The sequence below is a fragment of the Rhizobium sp. C1 genome, from assembly GCF_021026335.1.
Lineage (GTDB): Bacteria > Pseudomonadota > Alphaproteobacteria > Rhizobiales > Rhizobiaceae > Ensifer_A.
Genome location: NZ_JAJNCY010000002.1, coordinates 284,308 through 305,941 on the forward strand (window position 1 = coordinate 284,308; position 21,634 = coordinate 305,941).

Here is a 21,634-nt window from a genome sequence, read left to right on the forward strand (position 1 = left end):
CTCCGCAAACGCCTGACTTTGAAGACGCTTGCCGCCCGGTTCAGAAGTGGTTAGACAAGCCGATACGCCGTGGGCTGCAAATGTGGTCGCGTGGCGGCATTGCATCGCCAAAGGAAGGCGCAATAAGGAAATGAGCAACGTGTCTGAGAAAGTCAAACCCGAGAACTCCTTCTGGGAAACGGTCAAGGTCGTCATCCAGGCGTTGATCCTGGCCGGTCTCATCCGGACCCTGCTCGTCCAACCGTTCACCATTCCCTCGGGCTCGATGATGCCGACACTGCTGGTTGGCGATTACATCTTCGTCAACAAGTTCGCCTATGGCTACTCGAAATATTCGCTGCCCTTCTCGCCGGACCTCTTCAGCGGCCGCATTTTCGGCTCCGATCCGAAGCGCGGCGACATCGTCGTTTTCCGCTTCCCGCCGAACCCTTCCATCGACTACATCAAGCGTTGCGTCGGTCTGCCAGGCGACCGTATCCAGATGAAGAACGGCGTACTCTATATCAACGACAAGCCGGTTCCGAAGGTCGCGGACGGCACGTTCAACTCGGACTATGCGAAGGATCCCGGCCAGGATATCCCCGTCTTCCGCGAAACCCTTCCGGATGGCGTCACATATGACACCCTGGATGAAGCGCCCGATACGCTGGGCGACAACACCCGCGAATTCATCGTGCCGCCGGGTCACTATTTCATGATGGGTGACAACCGCGATAACTCCGCCGACAGCCGCTTCGACGTCGGCTATGTGCCGGCCGAAAACCTTGTCGGCAAGGCCTCGATGATCTTCTTCTCGCTTGGCAACGACACGGCCTTCTCAGAGGTCTGGAAGTGGCCGATGAACATGCGCTGGAATCGTCTGTTCAAGGGCGTCGACTGATGTCGCTGAAGCCGGACGAACGGGCGCAGCTTGAAAAGGCGATCGGTCACGAATTCCGTTCCAAGGAACGGCTGGACCGGGCGGTGACCCATTCGAGCGCGCGCACGTCCAAGGGCACCAATTACGAACGGCTGGAGTTTCTGGGCGACCGGGTCCTCGGTCTCTGCGTCGCCGAACTGCTGTTCACCAGCTTTGCCGATGCGGACGAGGGCGAACTCTCGGTTCGTCTCAACCAGCTCGTCTCTGCCGCCACCTGTGCCGAGGTTGCCGACAGTCTTGAACTGCACAAATATATTCGCACCGGCGCTGACGTGAAGAAGGTGACGGGCAGTCGCATGCTCAATGTGCGCGCCGATGTGGTCGAGAGCCTCATTGCCGCGCTTTATCTGGATGGTGGGCTGGAGGTTGCGCGCCGCTTCGTGCTGGCCAACTGGACGGAGCGCGCCACCAAGGCGGGGGCTGCCAAGCGCGACGCCAAGACCGAGCTGCAGGAATGGGCGCATGCCCGTTTCCAGGTCACGCCGGTCTATCGCGTCGTCGACCGCTCCGGCCCCGACCACGAACCGCGCTTCACCGTCGTCGTAGAGGTGAAGGGCGCGCAGCCTGAAACGGGCGTTGAACGCTCCAAACGTCTCGCCGAACAGGTCGCCGCGACGAAACTTCTGGAACGCGAAGGCGTCTGGACATAAAAGCTTTTGTAGTCTCAGAACTGGATAACCCTAATGACTGACCTTGAGGCGGGCACACCCGCCGAAACCCATTCCGGCTTCGTGGCGCTGATCGGCGCGACCAATGCGGGGAAATCGACACTGGTGAACCGCCTTGTCGGCGCGAAGGTGTCGATCGTCAGCCACAAGGTGCAGACCACACGCGCCATCGTGCGCGGCATCGCCATCCACGACAATGCCCAGATCGTCTTCATGGACACGCCCGGCATCTTCAAGCCGCGCCGCCGGCTCGACCGCGCCATGGTGACGACCGCCTGGGGCGGCGCAAAGGATGCCGATTACATCCTTCTTATCGTCGACAGCGAACGCGGCCTGAAGGGCGATGTGGAAACCATTCTGGAAGGTCTCAAAGAGGTCAAGCAGCCGAAGCTCCTGGCGCTCAACAAGATCGATCGCGTCAAGCATGAAGACCTGCTGAAGCTCGCTGCCGACGCCAACGAGAAGATCGCCTTCGAGCGCACCTTCATGATTTCCGCCACCACCGGCTCCGGCTGCGACGACCTGCTTGACTATCTCGCGAAGGAACTGCCGGCCGGCCCCTGGTACTATCCGGAAGACCAGATTTCGGACCTTCCGATGCGCCAGCTGGCCGCCGAAATCACCCGCGAGAAACTCTTCCTCCGCCTTCACCAGGAACTTCCCTATTCCTCGCATGTCGAGACGGAAAAGTGGGAAGAGCGTAAGGACGGTTCCGTTCGCATCGAACAGGTGATCTTCGTCGAGCGCGACAGCCAGAAGAAGATTGCGCTGGGCAAGGCGGGAGAGACCATCAAGGCGATCTCGACCGCCGCCCGCAAGGAAATCTCCGAAATCCTTGAGCAGCCGGTTCACCTCTTCCTCTTCGTCAAGGTGCGCGAGAACTGGTCCGATGACCCGGAGCGTTATCGCGAGATTGGGCTGGATTATTCGAAGTAAGATGTGCGGGGCCCTCAAGCCCCGTGACACGCCTTGAACTTCTTCCCCGATCCGCATGGGCACGGATCGTTGCGCCCCAAGCGTCCCGCTTTCACCTTGTCTTCGCGATCCCAGTAAAACCATCGCCTGTCGATCTTGCGAAAGAGCGAGACTTCGCTTGCGGACACCTCTTGGCCGTTCTGCCGAACCCGGAAGGTGAAACTCACCTTGCCGGTCTCGTCGCCTTCAAGACCGGCCTCTCGCCCGGTGATCGTCAGGCCCAGCCATTCAGTCCCGAGCCCGGAGCGCTCCGCTTCGAGGCGATCGAACGCCTTGGCGGCGGGGCCGGCGCAGGTTTCCTCAATGTAATCGAGCTTGCCCGTCGCATAGGCGGTATACCGCGAACGCATGAGCACTTCCGCCGTCGGCGCAGGTTTGCCGGCAAGGATGGGGCCGCAGCAGGCGAGAATGAGTTTGCCGGAACCGCAGGGGCAGGGGATCATGGATGGGACCTTCTTTGACGTATGACCTTTCTTAGATGACCACAACGGTCGATCAAAGCGGCAACTGTCGAGATAAGAGAGTACCAGCCGATTGACGACAAGCGCCTCGAGGGAGGATTATCGCCCTGAGGAGATTGAGCAATGGCGACTGACACGGACTTTGAACGCATCGCTCTATCCTTGCCCGGAACCGAAGCGCGGCCGCATGCGGATCGCACGGCCTACAGGGTCCGCCGCATCTATGCCACGCTGGCCCCCGACGGGCTTTCGGCCAATCTTATGTACGGTCTAAGCGATCAGAAGCTTTTTGCGCGGTGCGGCCAGGTGCATTCTTCCCTTTGCCGAACAAGTGGGGAGAGAAGGGCGCAACGACCGTCATTCTCGACGCGGTCACGGAGGAAGAGCTGAGCGAGGCTCTGGAGCGCGCCTGGGAGCTCCATCAATAGAAGAATATTATGATTATGGGATAATTGTACAATCAAATTAAAAAGCGGCGGTAGCACTCCTCTGCCGCCGCCGCTGGGCCGTCCATGGCATCAGTTTACGACGCCGACGACCACATAGGTCTGCGGATCGACGATCACGCGTTCCTTGTTGACGATCGCGTAGGAATAATCCGGTCTGTCGGGCACCGGCGTGAGGACGACCTGGCGCGGAAGCTTTGTGCCGACCCGGACTTCTTCGCGGATGATCACCGGTTTGGCGGTGGGAACGGGGCGCTCACGAACATACGTGACGACTTCTCGCGGCGGCGGGTTCAGTGCCGTGCCGGCAATGGCACCGACCACGCCGCCCACGGCAGCACCCACGGGGCCGCCGACAATGGCGCCAGTCACCGCACCGCCGGCCGCGCCGGTGACGGTGCTGTCATTGGCCAGAACAGGCGTGGCCGCAAGAGGGGCCACGATCGTACAAAAGATCAACAGGGACTTCTTCATCGGTCTGTCCTTCCGGATTGTTTCGATACGGCTAAAGAACGTTCCGGATGGGCTCTTGTTCCGCTGTTCGATCAGGCTGGCCTGTGAATAGGGGCAATTCGGATTAGCTTTTCGGCGCTCAAATCCCTAAATCGAAGCGTTGTACCCGCCCATGCCAGCATGCCTCCAGGAGCCGTTCATGTCACAAGCCGAAGCCCAGGTTGCCGCCCGTATCGCCCTTGTCATCGCCGCCGAGATCAATGCGCGGCCCGATCAGGTCAAGGCCGCTGTCGGCCTGCTGGACGAGGGCGCGACCGTCCCCTTCATCGCTCGTTACCGCAAGGAAGTGACCGGCGGGCTCGATGATACGCAGCTACGTACGCTGGCCGAGCGGCTGACCTATCTCCGCGAAATGGAGGCCCGCCGCGCCGCGATCGCGGACTCGATCACCTCGCAGGGCAAGATGACGGATGCGCTCGCCGCCTCGCTGGCCAAAGCGGCGACTAAAGCGGAACTCGAAGATATCTATCTTCCCTACAAGCCCAAGCGCCGCACCAAGGCTGAGATCGCCCGTGAACGCGGCCTGCAGCCGCTCGCCGATGCCATCTGGGCCGACCGCCGCGCCGATCCGCAGGCGCTGGCAGCCGCCTACATCAAGGACGACGTGCCGGATGTGAAGGCAGCCCTCGAAGGCGCCCGCGACATCGTCTCCGAAACCATGAGCGAGAACGCCGCCCTTGTCGGGCGTCTGCGCAATCACATGAAGGAAAAGTCCTTCCTCCGCGCCCGTGTCGTGACCGGCAAGGAAGAGGCCGGCGCCAAGTTCTCCGACTACTTCACCCATGACGAACGCTGGGCCAATGTCCCCTCGCACCGGGCGCTTGCCATGCTGCGCGGCTGGAACGAAGAGGTTCTGACGCTGTCCATCGATGTCGACGCCGACGACACATCGCCGGTCAAGCCTGCCCAGTGCATGATCGCCGCCGAATTCGGCATAGGCTCGAGCGGTCCGGCCGACCAATGGCTGATGGAAGTCGCCGGCTGGTGCTGGCGCGTCAAGCTATCCTCCTCGCTCTCGCTCGACCTGATGCGGGATCTCCGCGAGCGCGCCGAGGAGGAGGCGATCCGCGTCTTCGCCCGCAATCTCAAGGATCTCCTGCTTGCAGCACCCGCTGGCGGCAAGGCCACGCTCGGTCTCGATCCCGGCATCCGCACCGGTGTCAAGGTCGCCGCCGTCGATGCGACGGGCAAGCTACTCGAGACCGCGACTGTCTATCCCTTCCAGCCCCGCAACGACATATCGGGCGCGATGGCCACGCTTGCCGGCCTTATCCGCAAGCACAGAATAGAGCTCATCGCCATCGGCAACGGCACGGCAAGCCGCGAGACCGAGAAGCTGGCTGCCGAAGTTATCAACACCCTGCAGGGGACAAAGCCCCAGAAGGTCGTCGTTTCCGAAGCCGGCGCCTCGGTCTATTCGGCTTCCGAAACCGCGGCGAAGGAATTCCCCGGCCTCGACGTCTCGCTGCGCGGCGCCGTCTCCATTGCCCGCCGCCTGCAGGATCCGCTGGCGGAACTCGTCAAGATCGAGCCGAAGTCCATCGGCGTCGGGCAATATCAGCACGATGTCGACCAGTCGCGCCTTGCCCGCTCGCTGGATGCAGTGGTGGAAGATGCCGTGAACGCCGTCGGTGTCGATCTTAACACCGCCTCCGTGCCGCTGCTCGCCCGCGTGTCCGGCCTCGGCCCATCGATTGCCGAAGCCATCGTGGTTCATCGCAACGAGGTCGGCGCATTCAAAAGCCGCAAGGAGCTCTTGAAGGTTTCCCGCCTCGGTCAACGCACCTTTGAGCAATGCGCGGGCTTCCTGCGTATCCCCGGCGGCGATGAGCCGCTGGATGCCTCCTCCGTTCACCCGGAAGCCTATGGCGTCGCCAAGAAGATCGTCGCTGCTTGCGGCCGCGATGTCCGTTCTCTGATGGGGGACGCGGTTGCCCTCAAGAAGCTGGACCCGAAGCTCTTCGTTGACGAGCGCTTCGGTCTGCCGACCGTCAAGGACATTCTTGCCGAACTGGAAAAGCCCGGCCGCGACCCGCGCCCGGAATTCAAGACTGCGACTTTCGCCGATGGTGTCGAGGAGATCACCGACCTGAAGCCCGGCATGCTGCTCGAAGGTACAGTCACCAATGTCGCAGCCTTCGGCGCCTTCGTCGATATCGGCGTCCATCAGGACGGTCTTGTCCATGTCTCGCAGCTGGCGGACAAGTTCGTGAAGGACCCGAATGAGGTCGTGAAGGTCGGCGATGTCGTGAAGGTACGAGTGACCGAAGTCGACGTGAAGCGCAAGCGCATCGGGCTTACCATGCGTAAGGATGGCGGCGGCGAACGCGACGCAAAGCCGGCGACGCGCGACGATCGCAATGCACGCCCCGGCAACAGGCCCATGAGCGCCGCGCCGAAGTCGGAGAGCCAGGGGCAGGGCGCATTGGCTGCCAAGCTGGCGGAAGCCATGCGCCGCAAGTAAGACCAGTAGACGCGAGCCAGACATACAAAGCGCGCCGCAGTCCCCCAAAGCCTGCGGCGCGCTTCAAATGCATTCTCAAATGTCGCCGACCTGTCCCCTGCGGCTATTTCGTGCTGAAAAGTCTTGTCTACAATGTTCTTCCTTCAAGTCCGCTCGCAGATGCAAGACGGGTCTTGGGCAAGCCGCCGCGCCACCGGTGACCCGTATGACAGGGTCAACATGAACGTTCAGCCTCCCGCCTCGCAATGTGGGCGAACGGCTGATCACTGGCTTTGGCCAAGACAATGTGCACCGCAAGCGCAGTGGGTCCAGCGCTCGTTAATGTCTTCATGTCTTCGCCTGTGAAAGCGGCCTCGTTGTCCAGACTCCAACCGCTTCCGTGACTTTTCTGGCATGAAATAGGCGGGGCGTGTTGGATCATTTTTGGGATGATCCGGAAAGTTTCAGGCAGGCACCGCGCTTGCCACCTCGGCAAACGCCTCGGCGACCCGGCTGAGCTTGTCGGCCTGATAGGCCACATATTCAGCAATGAAACCGTGCGAGAGCCAGAGGGCGGAACTGCCCCGCTTTCCGATCCAGCCAAGGCTGCCTTCACGCTCAGCCGCCGCCATCTTGCGCGACAGATGGGTCTTGGTCACACGCAAGGCCGCCGCGATCTCGTCCAGGGAATTGATGCCCGTAATGATGTGGTCGTCCTTCGGGGAAAAGTCGTTGATCGTCGCGATCATCTTGTCCATGACCAGCCCGCCATCGTTCATCCAGGTGAACAGCGAGAAGGTGCCGTCCGGATTGGTCGAACGCTCCGACTGCAGGATGCGGTCGACGATGGCCGGATGCAGCTTCGCCAGCATGCCCGGCGTTTCGGCAAATATCGTCAAGCGCCGGCCGTTGTCGAAGGCATCCAGTGTTTTCAAATGGATAGAAACCCAGACACCCAGAAGCCCGATCGTTTCCTCGGCAAGCTTCAGCGGGCGCGACCGTTTGTCTTCGAGCGTCGCGCTCTGGCGGATGACGCCATATTTCTCCATTTCCCGAATGAAATCATGTGCGGTGTTGCGGCTTGCAATGCGGCAGGCCAGCACGGCTTCGAGAAAGCGGCTGAGATGGAGTTTCCCGTCCCGGCTGCGGAACATCATGGCGGCCGCAAGCTGCGCCAGGAGATAGCGCTGCTGTGTCCCGAAAATTCCCGCGACCCGGGGTGAACTTCTTTCGACGGTCAGGAAGGACGCAGCCTGCTGCCTGAGAATGGGCAAGACATCCGTATGCCCGGTAATGGTCTCGGCTGACATCATGCGCAGGAACCCCGATTTACGGGGAAAAATCTATGATATTTCATACTGCTACGAGAGCCTACTTCTGGAGCTGGACGCTTAATCTCTGCCGCATTCCCTCTCGTTGATCAAGTGGATAGACAAATTTGTCATTTCCTTCCGTCACACTGTTGAAACTTCGCGTCGCTTCATGTTGCATTGCATCATGGCACACGAGTCCGTATCGTGCGCACTGTCCAGGGGTTACAGCATGTACCAATATGATCTCGTCGTCGTCGGCAGCGGACCGGCAGGCCGCCGCGCCGCCATTCAGGCCGCCAAGCTGGAGAAGAGGGTTCTCGTCATCGAGAAGGGGACCCGTGTCGGCGGGGTTTCTGTGCACACCGGAACCATCCCCTCCAAGACGATGCGCGAAACGGCGCTGAACCTTAGCGGCTGGCGCGAGCGCGGCTTTTATGGCCGCTCCTACCGCGTCAAGCAGGAGATCAGCGCGGATGACCTGCGCCGCCGGCTGCTCATCACGCTCGACCATGAAGTCGATGTGCTGGAACACCAGTTCGCCCGCAACCGCGTGCAGCAGATGCGCGGCAAGGCGAGCTTCATCGACCGCAACACGCTGGAAATCGTCAAGGACGATGGCGAACTGCTGCGGGTGACGACGGCCTCCGTGCTTCTCGCCGTCGGCACACGCCCGTTCCGCCCGGATTATATCCCCTTCGACCATGATCGCATCATAGACAGCGACGAGATCCTCGAGATCAAAGCTGTTCCGCGCTCCATGATCGTGATCGGCGCGGGCGTCATCGGCGTCGAATATGCCACGATCTTCTCCGCGCTCGACACGAATGTGACGCTGATCGAGCCGCGCGACACCATGCTCGATTTCATCGACAGGGAAATCCTTCAGGATTTCACCTACCAGCTGCGCGACCGCAACATGAAGCTGCTGTTCGGCCAGTCCGTGGAGAAGATCGACAAGGATGGGACGGGCAAGTGTCGCGTGACGCTGAAGACCGGGCGCACACTCAGCGCAGACATGGTCCTCTTCGCCGCTGGCCGCATGGGAGCGACTGATACGCTGAACCTCCCTGCGGTCGGTATCGAGCCGGACAATCGCGGCCGCATCAAGGTCGATCCCGAGACCTTCCAGACTGTTGTGCCGGGCATCTACGCCGCCGGCGACGTCGTCGGCTTTCCCTCGCTCGCCTCCACCTCGATGGAGCAGGGCCGCATTGCCGCCCGCCATGCCGTCGGCGCACCAGCCAACGAGCCGCCGCATTATTTCCCCTACGGCATCTATGCCGTGCCGGAAATCTCCACCTGCGGCCTGACGGAAGAGGAAGTCCAGCAACGCGGCATTCCTTACGAATGCGGCATCGCCCATTTCCGCGAGACCTCTCGCGGCCATATCATGGGTCTCGACACCGGCATGCTGAAGATGATCTTCTCGCTCAAGACACGCCGGTTGCTGGGCGCGCATATCGTGGGCGAGGGCGCGACCGAACTCATCCATATCGGGCAGGCCGTGCTCAACCTGAAGGGCACGGTCGAATATTTCGTCGAGAACACGTTCAACTATCCGACTTTGGCGGAAGCCTACAAGATTGCCGGTCTCGATGCGTGGAACCGCATGGGCGAGGTGAAGAAGGACGCCGAGGTCGTGCCGCAGCCGGTGGGGTGAGACGGCGCTTCCGGCCACTCTCCACCTCAATGGGGGAGAGTGGTGTGCCCCTCTACCCTTTCCCCCCGCCGCGCACCTCGCTATAACCATCCCATGCAATGGACCGACGAAGCAGTCATTTTGGGGACCCGCAAGCATGGCGAGAGCGCCGTGATTGCCGAGGTGATGACGCGGGCGCGGGGACGGCATATGGGGATCGTGCGCTCCGGGCGGTCGAAAGCGATGCAGCCGGTGCTGCAGCCCGGCAATCTGGTTGAGGTCACATGGCGGGCCCGGCTTGAAGAGCATCTGGGTGAGTTCCGGCTGGAGCCAGTGAGGAGCCGTGCTGCGGCCCTGATGGAAAGCGCGGTGTCCATTTACGGCGTGCAGGCCATGGCGGCGCTGTTGCGGCTGCTGCCCGAGCGCGATCCACATCCGCATCTTTTCGAGGCGCTGAACGTGATCCTCGATCACTTCGATGATCCGCTCGACGCCTGCGAACTTTACATCCGTTTCGAGCTTGCCGTACTGAACGACCTCGGCTTCGGCCTCGATCTCGCCGAATGCGCGGCGACCGGCGCGCGCACCGATCTTGCCTTCGTCTCCCCGAAGTCCGGCCGGGCCGTGAGCCGCGCGGCCGGCGAGCCCTATGCCGAGCGCATGCTGCGGCTACCGGCCTTTCTCGGTGAAGAGAGCCGCAAGGCCGCCAATGCCGACAGTCTCGTCGATGCCTTTGGCCTCACCGCCTATTTTCTCGAACGCCATGTCTATGAACCGCGCGGCCTGAAGATGACCGAGGCTCGCGATGGCCTGCGCGAGGCAGCGCTGAAAACCCTGCGCCGCGCGATGGAAAAGGAAATCTCCGCATGACCGACATCGAACGCAGCTTCGCGCCCGTGCCTCTCGCCGAGGCGGCCAAGTTGAGCGGGCTTGAGACCTTGCAGAAGGTGCTTTCCGGGGCGTTTCCCGCTGCACCCATTGCCAGGACGTTGAACTTCACCATGTCCTCCGTGGAAGAGGGCCGCGTTGAGTTTCGGGGCGTGCCGACCGCCGATCACCTGAACCCGATGGGCGCGGTGCACGGCGGCTGGACCGCGACGATCCTTGATTCGGCGCTCGGCTGCGCCGTCATGTCCATGCTGAAACCCGGCGAGGGTTACACGACGGCCGAATTCAAGGTGAACATCGTCCGCCCGCTGACCGCCAGCATGGGCGAGGTCATCTGCGAGGCGCGCATCCTCCACCGGGGGCGCACGCTCGCCACCGCGGAAGGCTATCTCCGTGACTGCAATGGCAAATTGCTTGCGCATGGGACGGAGACCTGCGCCATCTTCCCAATCGAGAACCTGATGCGATAAGAAGAGGGTACGTCACCCGCAACGGCTGACGGCAGCGGACATCAAGTCCGGAGGATACAGATGTACGAATTTCTGTCGCTGGTGATCGCGCTGGGCGCCGTTTTCATGATCAGGCGTGCCGAAACCCGCATTTCCAAACTGGAAAACCGGGTGAAGGACCTTGAAGCGCGGCCGCTCGCGCCGATGGTCTCCGCCGCCGCAGACGCGCCGCCGCTCATGGAAACGCTGGAACAGGCGGAGGCCGCGCGCGAACCATTCCCGGTCGATGTCGAGCCTCTGGAGGCCGCGGCACCCGCTGAGCCGGTCGAAATGGCCGTGCATGCGCCGCAGGATGCCGCCTCTGAAGAGCCGGCAGTTGCCGCCGCGCCACAAAAGCCGCAGCAGAGCCTCGAAAGCATGATCGGTGCGCGCTGGCCCGTCTGGGTCGGCGGTCTGGCCCTGGCGCTCGGCGGCATTTTCATGGTCAAGTATTCGATCGAACAGGGGCTGGTCAGTCCCGCCGTCCGGCTTGGCCTGGCAAGCCTTTTCGGCCTCGTGCTTCTGGCGCTTGGCGAATGGGTGCGCCGCCGCCAGAGCCCGCTCGACCTGCCGGCACTGAAACATGCGCTCGTGCCCGGCGCGCTGACCGCAGCCGGCGCAGTAACGCTTTTCGGCGCAATTTATGCGGCTTACGGGTTCTACGGCTATCTCGGCCCGACCACGGCTTTCCTCTTGCTGGCGATTGTCGCGCTGGTCACGGTCGCGCTGTCGCTCGCCCATGGTCAGGCGCTGGCCGGGCTCGGCCTGCTCGCCGCCCTGCTGACGCCGGCCCTGATCCAGACGAACGATCCCAATATCTGGGGTCTCTTCACCTATCTGACGATCGCTTGGTTTGCGACGACGGCCGCTGCGCGCATCCGCCGCTGGAATACCGTGGCGGCGCTGGCCAATTTCGGCATGCTGGTCTGGTATCTCGCCTTCATGGCGACCGTGCCGCTTTATGGCGTCTGGGCCATGGTTCTCTCGGTCGTGGCCATGATGGCGGGCATCGCCCTGCTCTGGCCGGCGGGCGATGGCGAGCCGGAGGAGACGACACAGGCCTCCATCGAAGCGGCCGAGGAAATGCCTGCGACCTTCCGCATCTGGCGGGAAGACGCGCTACCGCGCGTGCCGCATCGCTGGGTGCGTTTCATGGGCGTGCTGGCCGGCCTTGCCGCCGGCGCGGGCCTCGTGGTGTTCGGCGGGCTCGACGGCATTTCCACGATGGAAATGATCCAGTTCGGCGTGCTCGCCACCGCCATCGCCGCCGTCGGCGCCTGGCGTTCGTCCGGCCTGCTCTTCGCGCTCGGCGGGTTGGTCGCAGCCCTGTTCGGCAGCCTCAATGCCGCAACAGGTGACGCATTCAGCGGCATGGGTCTGCTGTCGAGCGGCGAGATGCCGCCGGTTGCCGTCCTCGGCGACAGCCTTGTAGGCCCGCTCCTCGGACTTGGCCTCGCCTTTGCGGCGCTGGGTGTGCTGGCGCTTCACCGCCATGGCCGCAGCGCGCCGGCTTACGCGGTCCTGTGGTCCTGGCTCATGTGGATCGTGCCGCTGACGCTCGCCATGCTGAGCTTCCTCGAATTCGGCAACTTCACCTTCGATCTGAAACATGGCGGCACCGGCATTGGCTATGCCGTGCTCTTTCTCGCGCTTGCCGTCTGGGTAGATAAGCGCATGGAGGGCATGCGCTGGCGCGATGCCGTCATCGGCGGTCTTGTGACCGGCTCCTTCATGAGCGTTGTGCTGGTGCTGCACACGCTGGCCCATTCGGTCGCCACAACGATCCTCGTGGCTGTCGCCGGTTTTGCCTATCTCTATGCATCGCGTATCAAGCCCTGGCCGGCGCTGACCTGGATGATGGGCCTTGCCGGCATCGTGGTGCTGGCGCGCATCGCCTGGCAGCCGAGCCTTGTGGGGGACATGACGCTCTCGAAAACGCCCTTCCTCAACCAGCTGCTGCCTGGCTATGGCATCCCGGCTCTGCTTGCCGGTCTCGGCGCCTATATGGTCAAGGACGGTCCCTCGATCCGGGCGCGCAACTTCCTGCAGGCGCTGGCGAGCCTTCTCGGCCTGATGACGATCGCGATCCTGACGCGCCACGCCCTGAATGGTGGAACGCTCGCCGGCAACGAGCCGACGCTGGGCGAACAGTCGATCTACACCCTGATTGCGGTTGGTGGTTCTGCAGTGCTGATGACGCTCGACATGAAGAGCCCTTCGCCGGTCTTCCGCTGGGGATCGATCATCGTCGGCACGATTTCGCTTGTCTCGGCGCTCTTCGCCCACCTGATTACGCTCAATCCGTATTACACCGGCGAGCTGACCGGGGAGTGGCCCTTCTTCAACCTGCTTCTTCTGGGCTATCTCCTGCCGGCGCTCGGCTATTTCGGACTGGCCTATTATGCGCGCGGCAAGCGGCCGGAGCCCTATGTCTACGGGCTCGCTGCCGGCGGGGCGGTCATGGCCTTTGCCTGGGTCACGCTCTCCGTTCGCCGATTCTGGCAGGGACCGGGGCTGGCGGACTGGAAGGGCTTCGATCAGGCGGAAATGTATGCCTATTCCGTCGTCTGGCTCATCCTCGGCGTGGGCCTGCTGGTTGCCGGCTCGCGCTTTCATGCCAAGAGCTTGCGTCTCGCCTCCGCCGTGCTGGTCTTCGCTTCGGTGCTCAAGGTCTTCCTCATCGACATGTCGAACCTTGAAGGCATCTTCCGCGCAGCCTCTTTCATCGGGCTCGGCGCGGTGCTGATCGGCATCGGGCTCTTCTATCAGAAGGTCCTGCGGACGATCGAAAAGCCGTCCTCCGAAAGCGGGGCTGAAGCCGGCGTTGAAAACGGGTTGAAAGCGGAGGCCGCGGGCGATACCTCTTCCTGATATCCATCAGGAGTCCCCATGTCCGACCTCGCCGACGCCTTCAAGCCGCATGAGAAGCTTGCGGCCCAACTGATTCCCCATGCTTGCGAATCCGACGACGGCTCGCATGACATCGCTCATATCCTGCGCGTCTTTCGTAATGCCATGCGCATTCATGCGGAGGAGGGCGGAAACGGTGCCGTTCTCGCGGCCGCGATCCTGCTGCATGATTGCGTATCGGTCGAGAAGAACTCGCCGCTGCGCGCACAGGCCTCGCGGCTGGCGGCCGAAAAGGCATCGGGCATTCTCGCCGGACTTGGCTGGCAGGCCGATGACATCGCGGCAGTGGCCCATGCCATCCTCACGCATTCCTTCTCCGCCGGGATTACGCCGGAGACCATTGAAGCCAGGATACTGCAGGATGCCGATCGGCTGGACGCGATCGGCGCAATCGGTGTGGCGCGCTGCTTCTATATCGGCGGACGGATGAATTCGGGCCTGCATGACGTCGTCGACGCACGCGCCGAGATGCGCGACCTCGACGACAAGCGCTTCGCCATCGACCATTTTCCGGTCAAGCTCTTCAAGCTCGCAGACGGCTTCCAGACGGGCACTGGCCGACGCATGGCCGCCGAGCGCCACGACCGCCTTGTCGCTTTCTACAACGACTTCCTCGAGGAGATCGCCTGATGCGTATCGAAAGCATGCATATATATCCGGTCAAAAGCATGCGCGGCATCCCGGTCGAGCGCACCATCCTGACCGCCTCGGGTCTCTTGGGCGACCGCCGCTTCATGGTCGTCGATCCGGACGGCCAGTTCATCACCCAGCGCGAATGTCCCGCACTCGCGCGGATCGAGGCGCTGCCGCAGGCGGGCTATCTGCTGCTGCGTAAGGCGGACGAGGAGGCCATGGTTGCCATTCCGTCCGGCCCGCGCATGAAAGTCGCCGTGTGGCGCTCCATCGTGGATGCAGCGGTGGCGGCCGACGGCGTCAACGAAACCCTGTCGCGCTGGATCGGCCGCGACGCGAAGCTTGTCTTCGCCGATGCCCAGGCCGAGCGTGTCGCCAATCCAGAATGGGCGGGCGAAGGCGTCCCCATGGGTTTCGCAGATGGCTATCCGGTTCTTGTCACCACGACCGGCTCGCTTGCCGCCTTGAATCGCTATCTGAGCGAACAGGGCCAACCCGCAATCGGCATGGAGCGTTTTCGTCCCAACATCGTCATCGATTGCGACGAGCCCTGGGCGGAGGATACGTGGAGCGCCATCGAGATTGGCGGTGTGCGGCTCGATATCGTCAAGCCCTGCGAGCGCTGCGTCATCACCACGCAGGATCAGATGACAGGGGAGCATGGCAAGGGCGATCCCTTGCCGGCGGTCCGCCACCTGCATTTTTCCATCGACCGTCGCGCACCGGGGCCGATCTTCGGCTGGAACGCCGTTCCTCGCGGTCAGGTTGAATTGCGCGCCGGCGAGCCAGTGTCGGTCGCCGAAACGCGCGCGGAACTATGGCCGTTCAAGCAACGTTGATCGGCGCGTCGGAGCGCGGGGGCTGAAGAAGCGCCCGCAAACGCTCGCGGATGCGAGAGGAAATCCTCGGCTTCTGTGTGCGGCGCAATAAACCAGTATGGCATTTTGGAGATTCAGATTTCCCCAATTATGGCAAGGGGAACAGATTTTGTCTTCGATCCTTCATACCGGCAGATTAAAAAAATTTTATTCTAAATTTGTCGATGGACCCGTTGACGAAATGAGGGTCGACTCCTACCTTCTGCCCACGCAAATCGGAATGGTCTGAGAGACCTGCCGAGTAATTTGCGGACTGCGCCTCAAGGGGCCAGTCAAGCCGTTCGGAGGAATGTATGGTGTTCGACAACAACGTTCGTGATGTTCTCTCCTGGCGTGTATCCCGCGTGACGATGATCTCTGGCGCCGAGTGTTGCCAGCTTTGCCGCCAGCTTTGCCGAATGTGACCCGGGGCCACCCGGATCGTCAGCAATTCAATTCGCAAATGATGTCTTGAGATCAAGCAGCTTCGTGCTGCGGGAGAATACCTATGAACAAGCAGGTCATTGAACACGCCGGTATTCCGGTGGGGATCGTGATTCCCGATGGTGATGCGATGAAGTTCATCGCCGTCAAATTCCCGGTCATCGATCTGGATGGTGCCCGTTATCGCGACGCCGAAGAGGCGCGCAGGGCGATCCGTCGCCATATCGAGAAGAGCCCGCCCGCTTACATGTAAGCGTCGGGACCTCGGATGATTGTCACGCAAGGCCGGTCGCTCCAAAGGGCGGCCGGCCTTTCGCATATCTGGCCTTGGTTGGCAGCGATTGGCAATTTTTGACAATGGGTAGAAAATGTACCCATGCAAACCGATCGAGGTGCTGTCATGCCGACGATGAATGTATCACTCAGATCCGAATTCGTCCGCTTCATTGAGGGCAAGGTCGAAAGCGGTGCCTATGCATCCGCCAGTGAAGTGGTCCGCCACGCCCTTCGGCTTTTGCAGGCGGGGTGGCAGGAGCCGGCGCTCAAGCTGGCGCAATTAAGGGCAGCGGTCGAGTCCGGCCTCGGACACATCGAGCGTCGAGAACTTTCTATCCGGTCCCTCGACGAAATGTTCTATTCAGTCGCCGCTGAGGTAGGCCGGTGATCCGGATCCTCCACAAACGCATGGACCCCAACTTGCATCTCGGCGAGATGCCCTGACCGCTATTCCCCGAAGGCAAACACGAACGGCTTCTCTCCGACAAATTCCGCCCCGCGCCCGATCGATCGCACCGCCTCGATCAGCCGTCCCTCACGGCCAAGCAGCCCATCGGCGATTTCGATCAGCCGCGTATTCGGGCTCGCCTGCGGGGATGCGGCACGCAGGTCGCGGGCCAGTGCGGCATCATCAAGGTCAGGCTTGACAGCCAGTGCCGCAATCAGCGCAGCCGCCGGTGAGCGGGAGACGCCATACCAGCAATGAACGAGAAGCGGCGCGGACTGGTCCCAGCCGCGGGCGAACTCGATGATCGCCGCCACATGCTCTTCCTGCGGGTGCACAAGCCCCCGCGCCGGATTTGCAACGTCGTTCACACCGAGCTTCAGGTGGCGTGCCGCGTCGATGACCCCGGGGCGGTGGAAATGCTGGTTCTCGGCGAGAAGCGAGATCATCTCCCGCGCTTTCACCTTCACGGCGACTTCGGCAATGCGCGAAAGCGGGGAGACGGCGATGACCGGCATGGGCTCACTCTCCCCGCATGGCTGAGATCGCCTCGAAGCGGGCGGCAAACAGCGCCTGCGCTTCCGTGGCGGGTAGCGGGTCGAGGATCAGCATGTCGGTCGTGATGTCGCGCGGCTGGCCGAAGAACTTGCGCGCCTCCGCAGAGGTGAAGCCGGCCAGTGTTGTCGCCTCGAAATAGGCCGAGACCGTATCGGCCTTCTTGATGGCCACCTTCAGGTCCTTCCGTGTTTCCGCAGGCAGACCGAAAGCCATATGGATCGCGCCTTCCAGACGCTTTTCCACTGCCTTGTAACCCCCGCCGACGACGGCCTTGAAGGGGGAGATCATGTCGCCGATCACATATTCCGGCGCGTCATGCAGCAGCGCGGTCAGCAAGTCGTCGGCGCTGGCGTTCCTGTTCTGTCGATGAAATATCGCCTCGACGCAGAGCGAGTGCTGGGCAACCGAAAAGGCATGCGCCCCCCGTGTCTGCCCGTTCCAGCGGGCCATGCGCGCCAGCCCATGCGCAATGTCGATAAGTTCCACATCGAGCGGCGAGGGGTCGAGCAGGTCGAGCCTGCGGCCGGAAAGCATGCGCTGCCAGGCGCGAACATCCTTCTCCGCGGCCAAGGCTCAGTCCTCGCCTTCGGCCGTGATGAATTCGAGTCCGGACCAGGCGGGAAGCCTGACCGTCAGCGGCGTTTCGCCGGCAAGAATCGGGGTGCCTGCGGCCATTGCCGCGCCGGCGCGGTCGATGCGGATGATGGCAAGGCCCGCCTTGTCCGCCACCGTGCCGAGCGCACCGATGATCTTGCCGCCGGTGCGGATTTCCGTTCCGCTTGCCGGGAGGGCGCTTTCGGCGGCCACCGTCACCAGACGCCGACGCGCAGTCGAACGGTGCTGCATGCGCGACACCACTTCCTGACCGACATAGCAGCCCTTCTTGAACGAGACGCCGCCGGACTTGTCGAGGAGGACATCATGAGGGAAAGCGTCCTGCAGGGGGAAATCCACGCCCGCTTCAGGCACACCAGCCTGCGCGCGCAAGGCATCATAGCCCTCGCAGATGCCGCTGCCGCCGGGCAGTCGGTAAAGGTCCATTCCCGCCTTGGCAAAGCGAATGTCTTTTGTTGAACCCTCCGGCTGCATCTCGTCCCACACGACGGTCGCGCCTGTTGCTTCGAGCTTTGCAAGATCGACCTTGGCGCGCAGCTTGTACATGGTCAGCCGCTTGATCAGCGCATCCAGGCTCCCGGCGTCCGTTTCGACGAGAAAGCCGCTGTCCGACTTCGAGATCATGAAGAAGAACATGATCTTGCCCTGCGGCGTCAACAGAGCGCCGGGCGCCGCGACGCCCGGTTCAAGACTGTCGAGATCGGTGGTGATCAGGCCTTGCAGGAAGTCGGACGCATCCGGTCCGGAGACCGTCAGCCAACCTCTTGTCGCAAGGAACGCCCGGGCCATGATCAGTTGCCCGAGGTAAACTGCTTCCACTTGCCGTCAGCACCGATACCGACGCGGTAGAAATTATAGCTGCCATATTCCTGCATGTCGGCAAAGTCGCCGGCGGTGACGAGGCGCATCAGGTCGACCTTTTCGGCCGGAGTCAGCTGCGTGATCTGCTTTTCGGCAAAATAAGGCCAGATATACATCTCGTTTGCAGTGCCGGCGCCGACATGGGCGTACCCGGTTGCCAGCACGTCGAGCATGATGGAGAGCACTTCCAGCCCGTCGCCGTCGCCGGACATGTCCTTCAGTGCCGATTCGGGATCCGCATTGGCATTGTCGGGGCCGAGATTGGTCTGGCTCGCCTTCATCAGCGCCGCGACCTTCTTCACGTCACCGGCGGTGGCGGCGTCGATGATCTCCTGGCGGGCCTTCTGCACAGCGGCGGGCGCCTTGGAAATGTCAAAGGAAATTTCGACCGGGCCCTTCGTCTTGGAGGCATCGGCGCCGGCGGCCGGAGCCGTGCTGCCTGCAGCCGGCTTGCTGTCGGAAGCGGCGGGCGCTGTCGGGGCGGCGGGGGCCGTCGCGGCCGGAGCATTGGCTGCCGGCGGCGTCTGACCGGCCGGCGGCAGATCGCTCAGCGCATAAGCCGGTGCGCCCAGCGCCAGCCAGGCCGGTACGAGCGCTGCGGAAAGAGATACCTTGAGAAAACGGGAACCGCGTGTGCGACCGGATGCGATCTGCATGGGATTGTCCTATCTGATGCTGGGCCTTCTGGGAGCGTGAGGCCTTGAATGGTATCGCCGGATTGTTGCCGCGCTATTGCAGCGTGCGCTCGGGGGAGAATTCGCCGGCAAGCATGCGCTCGCGCAAATTCTCCAGCAACGCTTCCGCGCCGCTTTCGCCGAGAAGCCGGATCGTTTCGCGCATGGCCAGCGCAATCGCCGCATCGGCAATGATTTCCGGCTCGATGCCGTCCGCCATACCGTCGGCCCAGGCTTCGTTCTGATACTCGAGCGCTGCCTGCATTTTTTCATGGACGATCATGTCGTCAAGTTCGGAAAGGCTTTGTTCCATTTCGCAGTCCCTGGCGGAAGGGTTTATTCCTTACCGCTCTCTTAACAACATTAGCAGCCTTTTTCCTATACGACACGGTCTGCCGGGAAAAGAGGTGAATAATTCGTTAATTTCCATATCGCGTGGCGATTTCCGTGGCGAGTGTTGCGCCTTCGATACGGTAACGCTCGGCCGTTGCCCGCAATTGCGTACTGCAGGTTGTCTGGATGGCGGAAAATGTTCGGTATCCGCGATTATAGGCTGCGGTCAGCTTTTCGCGCCGTGCCGGCTCTTCCTTGGCGTCGCTGTCGAGCAGCTGGCCCATCATCGTTTTCCATTGCGGCTCCGTGCCGCGTTCGCACAGATTGCGGATGAAATCGAGGCTGCCGAGGATTTCGGCAAGCTGCACCAGCTTGTCGTCATAAGGGGCCGGCTTGAAGGTCGCGCCGGTCTCCGGCTTTGCGTCCTTCTCGGTCTTGATCTGTTGAACCGAGCCGGCCGCAAGCACGGCATGAGGCTGAGCGACAGAAACAAGAACAACAGCTAAAGACAAGAGGCGCTTCATGAGGTCATCTACAACGCCGAATCAGAGGTTATTGCAAGTTAAATCTCAAGGCGCCCGGTCGCCCCGCCGCCAGACTTCAAGCCGGGCGAGGCAATCGGCAACGCTTTCAGGCACCGCAATGGTTTTGATGTCCGACGCCGAGTACCAGCCTGCTTCCAGCGCGTCATCGAGCGCCTGGATCCGATCGCGCTCGCGACAGTCGACCAGAAACACGGACAGAAAATAGCCGCCGCCGCTCTTGCCCGGCAATTCGTAAGTGGCAAACAGACGCGGGTTTTCGGCTTTAAGGCCGGTTTCCTCTTCCAGTTCCCTCAGCGCCGTTTCCGCCGGCGTCTCGCCGGGCTCGGCCCGCCCGCCGGGAAAGGCGAAGAGGTCCTGCGCCGGCGGATTGGCGCGGCGGACGAGAAGATAGCGGTCGCCGTCAATGACGATTGCGGAGGAGGCGGGTTTCAATTGCGCTGTCATGAGCCCTATATTGCCGATCTGAATGGCAGGGATGCAAGACGGGGGAACGCAAAACGATGTGCGGACGATTTGCGCTAACGGCAAAGGTGGAGAATGTGCTGGATTATGTCTCCGTCGCCTCGATCGAGGACTTCCCGGCCCGCTTCAATATCGCGCCGACGCAGCCGATCCTGATCGTCATCGAGGGCGATACCGGCGCGCCCGGTTCCAACCTGCCCAAGCGTCGCGCCATGCTGGCGCGCTGGGGCTTCATGCCCGGCTGGGTCAAGGACCCGCGCGAATTTCCGCTTCTGGTCAATGCGCGCTCGGAAACCGCCATCGAGAAGGCATCCTTCCGCGCCGCCATGCGCCATCGCCGCATCCTCATCCCCGCCTCGGGCTTCTATGAATGGCACCGCCCGGAAAAGGGCTCGAAGCAGAAGTCACAGGCCTATTGGGTCCGCCCGAAACACGGCAAGATCGTCGCATTTGCCGGTCTGATGGAAACCTGGGCCTCGGCGGATGGCTCGGAAGTCGACACCGCCTGCATCCTGACCGCGCCTGCCAATCCCTCCTTCGCGCCGATCCATGACCGCATGCCCGTCATCATACCGCCGGAGGAATTCGCCCGCTGGCTGGACTGCAAGACCCAGGAGCCGCGCAACATTCAAGACCTGATGGTGAGCCCCCCGGAAGACCTGTTCGAGGCGGTCCCCGTTTCAGATCGCGTCAACAAGGTGGCCAATACCGGTCCGGACATTCAGGACCGCATCGCCCCTTCGGAAATGGCGGTGCAACCGAAGCCTGTAAAAACCAAGGCCGCCAGACGCGAGAGCGACGGCGGCCAGATGGATTTGTTCTAAAAGCAATTCCGAGCCGAAAGTGGTACCCGGTTTCGCGTCCAAAATTGCGTTAGACCAAAACGTCAGACGTCCCCCGGCGTCAGCCGCGAGGCGAAATCAGGCGACCTTGTCGGCCGTCTTCGCGGGCTGATCGCCCTTCTTTTTCGGATCGTTGGCGCACATCAATGCGGCAGCCAGAACGGCCTTGAGGCCGACCGGCTTGTATTGATCGACCAGATTGATGTCGACGTTGCTCGCGGCCTTGTCAGCCATGGTTGTTTCCTTTGCCCCATTTGGACGCTGTTATTATGTCGTGCGCCCTCTCACCATAAATTACGGCGGAAAGACGGCACGTATTCTACGTCAGTTTTCACTTAAGTAAACTGATCGAAATCAAAGCTACATTTCGATCCCGGCGGCAGCTTGACGGAATGATGGCAAGCGGCAATAAAAGGCACCATGAAA

24 protein-coding genes are annotated in these 21,634 nt (G+C 62.1%); 13 read left to right on the forward strand and 11 right to left on the reverse strand.

Annotated features, from left to right (window positions below; all coding sequences use genetic code 11):
- Positions 1-139: 139 nt before the first annotated feature.
- Genes lepB through era form a run of 3 tightly spaced genes read left to right on the forward strand, consistent with a single transcriptional unit; the run spans position 140 to position 2,523 of the window.
- Entirely contained in the window at positions 140-880 is a 741-nt protein-coding gene (gene lepB / locus LQK83_RS06915) for a signal peptidase I (protein WP_230836631.1), read from the forward strand.
- Positions 880-1,569: a ribonuclease III gene (gene rnc, locus LQK83_RS06920; protein WP_230836632.1), complete on the forward strand. Its 690-nt coding sequence runs from the start codon at positions 880-882 to the stop codon at positions 1,567-1,569. The genes lepB and rnc overlap by 1 nt, the downstream gene beginning before the upstream one ends.
- A gap of 33 nt (positions 1,570-1,602) precedes the next feature.
- On the forward strand, positions 1,603-2,523 hold the full coding sequence (gene era, locus LQK83_RS06925; RefSeq protein WP_230836633.1) for a GTPase Era: 921 nt from the start codon (positions 1,603-1,605) through the stop codon (positions 2,521-2,523).
- A gap of 14 nt (positions 2,524-2,537) precedes the next feature.
- On the opposite strand, the gene LQK83_RS06930 is transcribed toward era, so the two are convergent.
- Both LQK83_RS06930 and LQK83_RS06935 read right to left on the reverse strand, forming a co-directional pair.
- Positions 2,538-3,005, reverse strand: a complete 468-nt coding sequence (locus LQK83_RS06930; RefSeq protein ID WP_230836634.1) for a YchJ family protein — start codon at positions 3,003-3,005, stop codon at positions 2,538-2,540.
- Between the two features lie 536 nt (positions 3,006-3,541).
- Positions 3,542-3,943 (reverse strand): DUF1236 domain-containing protein, encoded by a 402-nt coding sequence (locus LQK83_RS06935; protein WP_230836635.1) that lies wholly within the window; start codon positions 3,941-3,943, stop codon positions 3,542-3,544.
- 178 nt (positions 3,944-4,121) lie between these two features.
- Between LQK83_RS06935 and LQK83_RS06940 the strand changes: the two genes are divergently transcribed.
- Positions 4,122-6,446 (forward strand): Tex family protein, encoded by a 2,325-nt coding sequence (locus LQK83_RS06940; protein WP_230836636.1) that lies wholly within the window; start codon positions 4,122-4,124, stop codon positions 6,444-6,446.
- Between the two features lie 443 nt (positions 6,447-6,889).
- Here LQK83_RS06940 and LQK83_RS06945 read toward each other — a convergent pair whose 3' ends face one another.
- Positions 6,890-7,738, reverse strand: a complete 849-nt coding sequence (locus LQK83_RS06945) for a hypothetical protein (RefSeq protein WP_230836637.1) — start codon at positions 7,736-7,738, stop codon at positions 6,890-6,892.
- Between the two features lie 229 nt (positions 7,739-7,967).
- On the opposite strand from LQK83_RS06945, the gene sthA reads away from it, so the two are divergent.
- The 8 genes from sthA to LQK83_RS06985 all read left to right on the forward strand — a co-directional run bounded on the left by sthA (position 7,968) and on the right by LQK83_RS06985 (position 16,261).
- Complete coding sequence (gene sthA, locus LQK83_RS06950) at positions 7,968-9,398, forward strand: Si-specific NAD(P)(+) transhydrogenase (protein WP_230836638.1); 1,431 nt, start codon at positions 7,968-7,970, stop codon at positions 9,396-9,398.
- A gap of 93 nt (positions 9,399-9,491) precedes the next feature.
- Positions 9,492-10,247, forward strand: coding sequence for a DNA repair protein RecO (gene recO, locus LQK83_RS06955; RefSeq protein WP_230836639.1), 756 nt, complete (start codon positions 9,492-9,494; stop codon positions 10,245-10,247).
- Positions 10,244-10,735: a PaaI family thioesterase gene (locus LQK83_RS06960; protein ID WP_230836640.1), complete on the forward strand. Its 492-nt coding sequence runs from the start codon at positions 10,244-10,246 to the stop codon at positions 10,733-10,735. Before recO ends, LQK83_RS06960 begins: the two co-directional genes overlap by 4 nt.
- Positions 10,736-10,795: 60 nt before the next feature.
- On the forward strand, positions 10,796-13,624 hold the full coding sequence (locus LQK83_RS06965) for a DUF2339 domain-containing protein (protein WP_230836641.1): 2,829 nt from the start codon (positions 10,796-10,798) through the stop codon (positions 13,622-13,624).
- A gap of 18 nt (positions 13,625-13,642) precedes the next feature.
- Entirely contained in the window at positions 13,643-14,293 is a 651-nt protein-coding gene (locus LQK83_RS06970; RefSeq protein ID WP_230836642.1) for an HD domain-containing protein, read from the forward strand.
- A complete protein-coding gene (locus tag LQK83_RS06975) occupies positions 14,293-15,135 on the forward strand; it encodes an MOSC domain-containing protein (RefSeq protein WP_230836643.1) in 843 nt (280 codons plus the stop codon). Before LQK83_RS06970 ends, LQK83_RS06975 begins: the two co-directional genes overlap by 1 nt.
- Positions 15,136-15,661: 526 nt before the next feature.
- The gene (locus LQK83_RS06980; protein ID WP_109858143.1) at positions 15,662-15,850 is read left to right on the forward strand and encodes a hypothetical protein; all 189 of its coding nucleotides are present in this window, start codon (positions 15,662-15,664) and stop codon (positions 15,848-15,850) included.
- Between the two features lie 123 nt (positions 15,851-15,973).
- The gene (locus tag LQK83_RS06985; protein ID WP_230836644.1) at positions 15,974-16,261 is read left to right on the forward strand and encodes a type II toxin-antitoxin system ParD family antitoxin; all 288 of its coding nucleotides are present in this window, start codon (positions 15,974-15,976) and stop codon (positions 16,259-16,261) included.
- Between the two features lie 59 nt (positions 16,262-16,320).
- Here the strand turns inward: LQK83_RS06985 and LQK83_RS06990 are convergent, their stop codons facing one another.
- The 7 genes from LQK83_RS06990 to LQK83_RS07020 all read right to left on the reverse strand — a co-directional run bounded on the left by LQK83_RS06990 (position 16,321) and on the right by LQK83_RS07020 (position 20,348).
- The gene (locus LQK83_RS06990) at positions 16,321-16,836 is read right to left on the reverse strand and encodes a tyrosine phosphatase family protein (protein ID WP_230836645.1); all 516 of its coding nucleotides are present in this window, start codon (positions 16,834-16,836) and stop codon (positions 16,321-16,323) included.
- A gap of 4 nt (positions 16,837-16,840) precedes the next feature.
- Positions 16,841-17,410 carry an HD family hydrolase gene (locus tag LQK83_RS06995; protein ID WP_230836929.1) on the reverse strand — a complete coding sequence of 190 codons (570 nt, stop codon included), beginning with the start codon at positions 17,408-17,410 and terminating at the stop codon, positions 16,841-16,843.
- 39 nt (positions 17,411-17,449) lie between these two features.
- On the reverse strand, positions 17,450-18,280 hold the full coding sequence (gene ygfZ, locus LQK83_RS07000) for a CAF17-like 4Fe-4S cluster assembly/insertion protein YgfZ (RefSeq protein WP_230836646.1): 831 nt from the start codon (positions 18,278-18,280) through the stop codon (positions 17,450-17,452).
- Positions 18,281-18,282: 2 nt separating this feature from the next.
- Entirely contained in the window at positions 18,283-19,008 is a 726-nt protein-coding gene (locus tag LQK83_RS07005) for a hypothetical protein (protein ID WP_230836647.1), read from the reverse strand.
- Positions 19,009-19,081: 73 nt separating this feature from the next.
- Positions 19,082-19,339 carry a hypothetical protein gene (locus LQK83_RS07010; RefSeq protein WP_230836648.1) on the reverse strand — a complete coding sequence of 86 codons (258 nt, stop codon included), beginning with the start codon at positions 19,337-19,339 and terminating at the stop codon, positions 19,082-19,084.
- A 106-nt stretch (positions 19,340-19,445) separates the two neighbouring features.
- Complete coding sequence (locus LQK83_RS07015; protein ID WP_230836649.1) at positions 19,446-19,871, reverse strand: TIGR02301 family protein; 426 nt, start codon at positions 19,869-19,871, stop codon at positions 19,446-19,448.
- A 57-nt stretch (positions 19,872-19,928) separates the two neighbouring features.
- Positions 19,929-20,348 (reverse strand): NUDIX hydrolase, encoded by a 420-nt coding sequence (locus LQK83_RS07020; RefSeq protein WP_230836650.1) that lies wholly within the window; start codon positions 20,346-20,348, stop codon positions 19,929-19,931.
- Positions 20,349-20,404: 56 nt separating this feature from the next.
- On the opposite strand from LQK83_RS07020, the gene LQK83_RS07025 reads away from it, so the two are divergent.
- Complete coding sequence (locus LQK83_RS07025; RefSeq protein WP_230836651.1) at positions 20,405-21,190, forward strand: SOS response-associated peptidase; 786 nt, start codon at positions 20,405-20,407, stop codon at positions 21,188-21,190.
- A 96-nt stretch (positions 21,191-21,286) separates the two neighbouring features.
- On the opposite strand, the gene LQK83_RS07030 is transcribed toward LQK83_RS07025, so the two are convergent.
- Positions 21,287-21,442: a hypothetical protein gene (locus tag LQK83_RS07030; protein ID WP_230836652.1), complete on the reverse strand. Its 156-nt coding sequence runs from the start codon at positions 21,440-21,442 to the stop codon at positions 21,287-21,289.
- Between the last annotated feature and the right edge of the window lie 192 nt (positions 21,443-21,634).

What these genes read in the sequence shown, in the direction of transcription:
- sthA (WP_230836638.1), top strand. Translation starts at nt 7,968, where the DNA reads ATGTACCAATATGATCTCGTCGTCGTCGGCAGCGGACCGGCAGGCCGC.
- LQK83_RS06965 (WP_230836641.1), top strand. Translation starts at nt 10,796, where the DNA reads ATGTACGAATTTCTGTCGCTGGTGATCGCGCTGGGCGCCGTTTTCATG.
- LQK83_RS06985 (WP_230836644.1), top strand. Translation starts at nt 15,974, where the DNA reads ATGCAAACCGATCGAGGTGCTGTCATGCCGACGATGAATGTATCACTC.
- LQK83_RS07030 (WP_230836652.1), bottom strand. Translation starts at nt 21,442, where the DNA reads ATGGCTGACAAGGCCGCGAGCAACGTCGACATCAATCTGGTCGATCAA.
- recO (WP_230836639.1), top strand. Translation starts at nt 9,492, where the DNA reads ATGCAATGGACCGACGAAGCAGTCATTTTGGGGACCCGCAAGCATGGC.
- LQK83_RS06990 (WP_230836645.1), bottom strand. Translation starts at nt 16,836, where the DNA reads ATGCCGGTCATCGCCGTCTCCCCGCTTTCGCGCATTGCCGAAGTCGCC.
- LQK83_RS06970 (WP_230836642.1), top strand. Translation starts at nt 13,643, where the DNA reads ATGTCCGACCTCGCCGACGCCTTCAAGCCGCATGAGAAGCTTGCGGCC.
- LQK83_RS06960 (WP_230836640.1), top strand. Translation starts at nt 10,244, where the DNA reads ATGACCGACATCGAACGCAGCTTCGCGCCCGTGCCTCTCGCCGAGGCG.
- LQK83_RS06975 (WP_230836643.1), top strand. Translation starts at nt 14,293, where the DNA reads ATGCGTATCGAAAGCATGCATATATATCCGGTCAAAAGCATGCGCGGC.
- rnc (WP_230836632.1), top strand. Translation starts at nt 880, where the DNA reads ATGTCGCTGAAGCCGGACGAACGGGCGCAGCTTGAAAAGGCGATCGGT.
- LQK83_RS07005 (WP_230836647.1), bottom strand. Translation starts at nt 19,008, where the DNA reads ATGCAGATCGCATCCGGTCGCACACGCGGTTCCCGTTTTCTCAAGGTA.
- era (WP_230836633.1), top strand. Translation starts at nt 1,603, where the DNA reads ATGACTGACCTTGAGGCGGGCACACCCGCCGAAACCCATTCCGGCTTC.
- LQK83_RS06980 (WP_109858143.1), top strand. Translation starts at nt 15,662, where the DNA reads ATGAACAAGCAGGTCATTGAACACGCCGGTATTCCGGTGGGGATCGTG.
- LQK83_RS07025 (WP_230836651.1), top strand. Translation starts at nt 20,405, where the DNA reads ATGTGCGGACGATTTGCGCTAACGGCAAAGGTGGAGAATGTGCTGGAT.
- LQK83_RS07020 (WP_230836650.1), bottom strand. Translation starts at nt 20,348, where the DNA reads ATGACAGCGCAATTGAAACCCGCCTCCTCCGCAATCGTCATTGACGGC.
- LQK83_RS06995 (WP_230836929.1), bottom strand. Translation starts at nt 17,410, where the DNA reads ATGCTTTCCGGCCGCAGGCTCGACCTGCTCGACCCCTCGCCGCTCGAT.
- LQK83_RS06945 (WP_230836637.1), bottom strand. Translation starts at nt 7,738, where the DNA reads ATGATGTCAGCCGAGACCATTACCGGGCATACGGATGTCTTGCCCATT.
- LQK83_RS06935 (WP_230836635.1), bottom strand. Translation starts at nt 3,943, where the DNA reads ATGAAGAAGTCCCTGTTGATCTTTTGTACGATCGTGGCCCCTCTTGCG.
- LQK83_RS07010 (WP_230836648.1), bottom strand. Translation starts at nt 19,339, where the DNA reads ATGGAACAAAGCCTTTCCGAACTTGACGACATGATCGTCCATGAAAAA.
- LQK83_RS06940 (WP_230836636.1), top strand. Translation starts at nt 4,122, where the DNA reads ATGTCACAAGCCGAAGCCCAGGTTGCCGCCCGTATCGCCCTTGTCATC.
- LQK83_RS06930 (WP_230836634.1), bottom strand. Translation starts at nt 3,005, where the DNA reads ATGATCCCCTGCCCCTGCGGTTCCGGCAAACTCATTCTCGCCTGCTGC.
- ygfZ (WP_230836646.1), bottom strand. Translation starts at nt 18,280, where the DNA reads ATGGCCCGGGCGTTCCTTGCGACAAGAGGTTGGCTGACGGTCTCCGGA.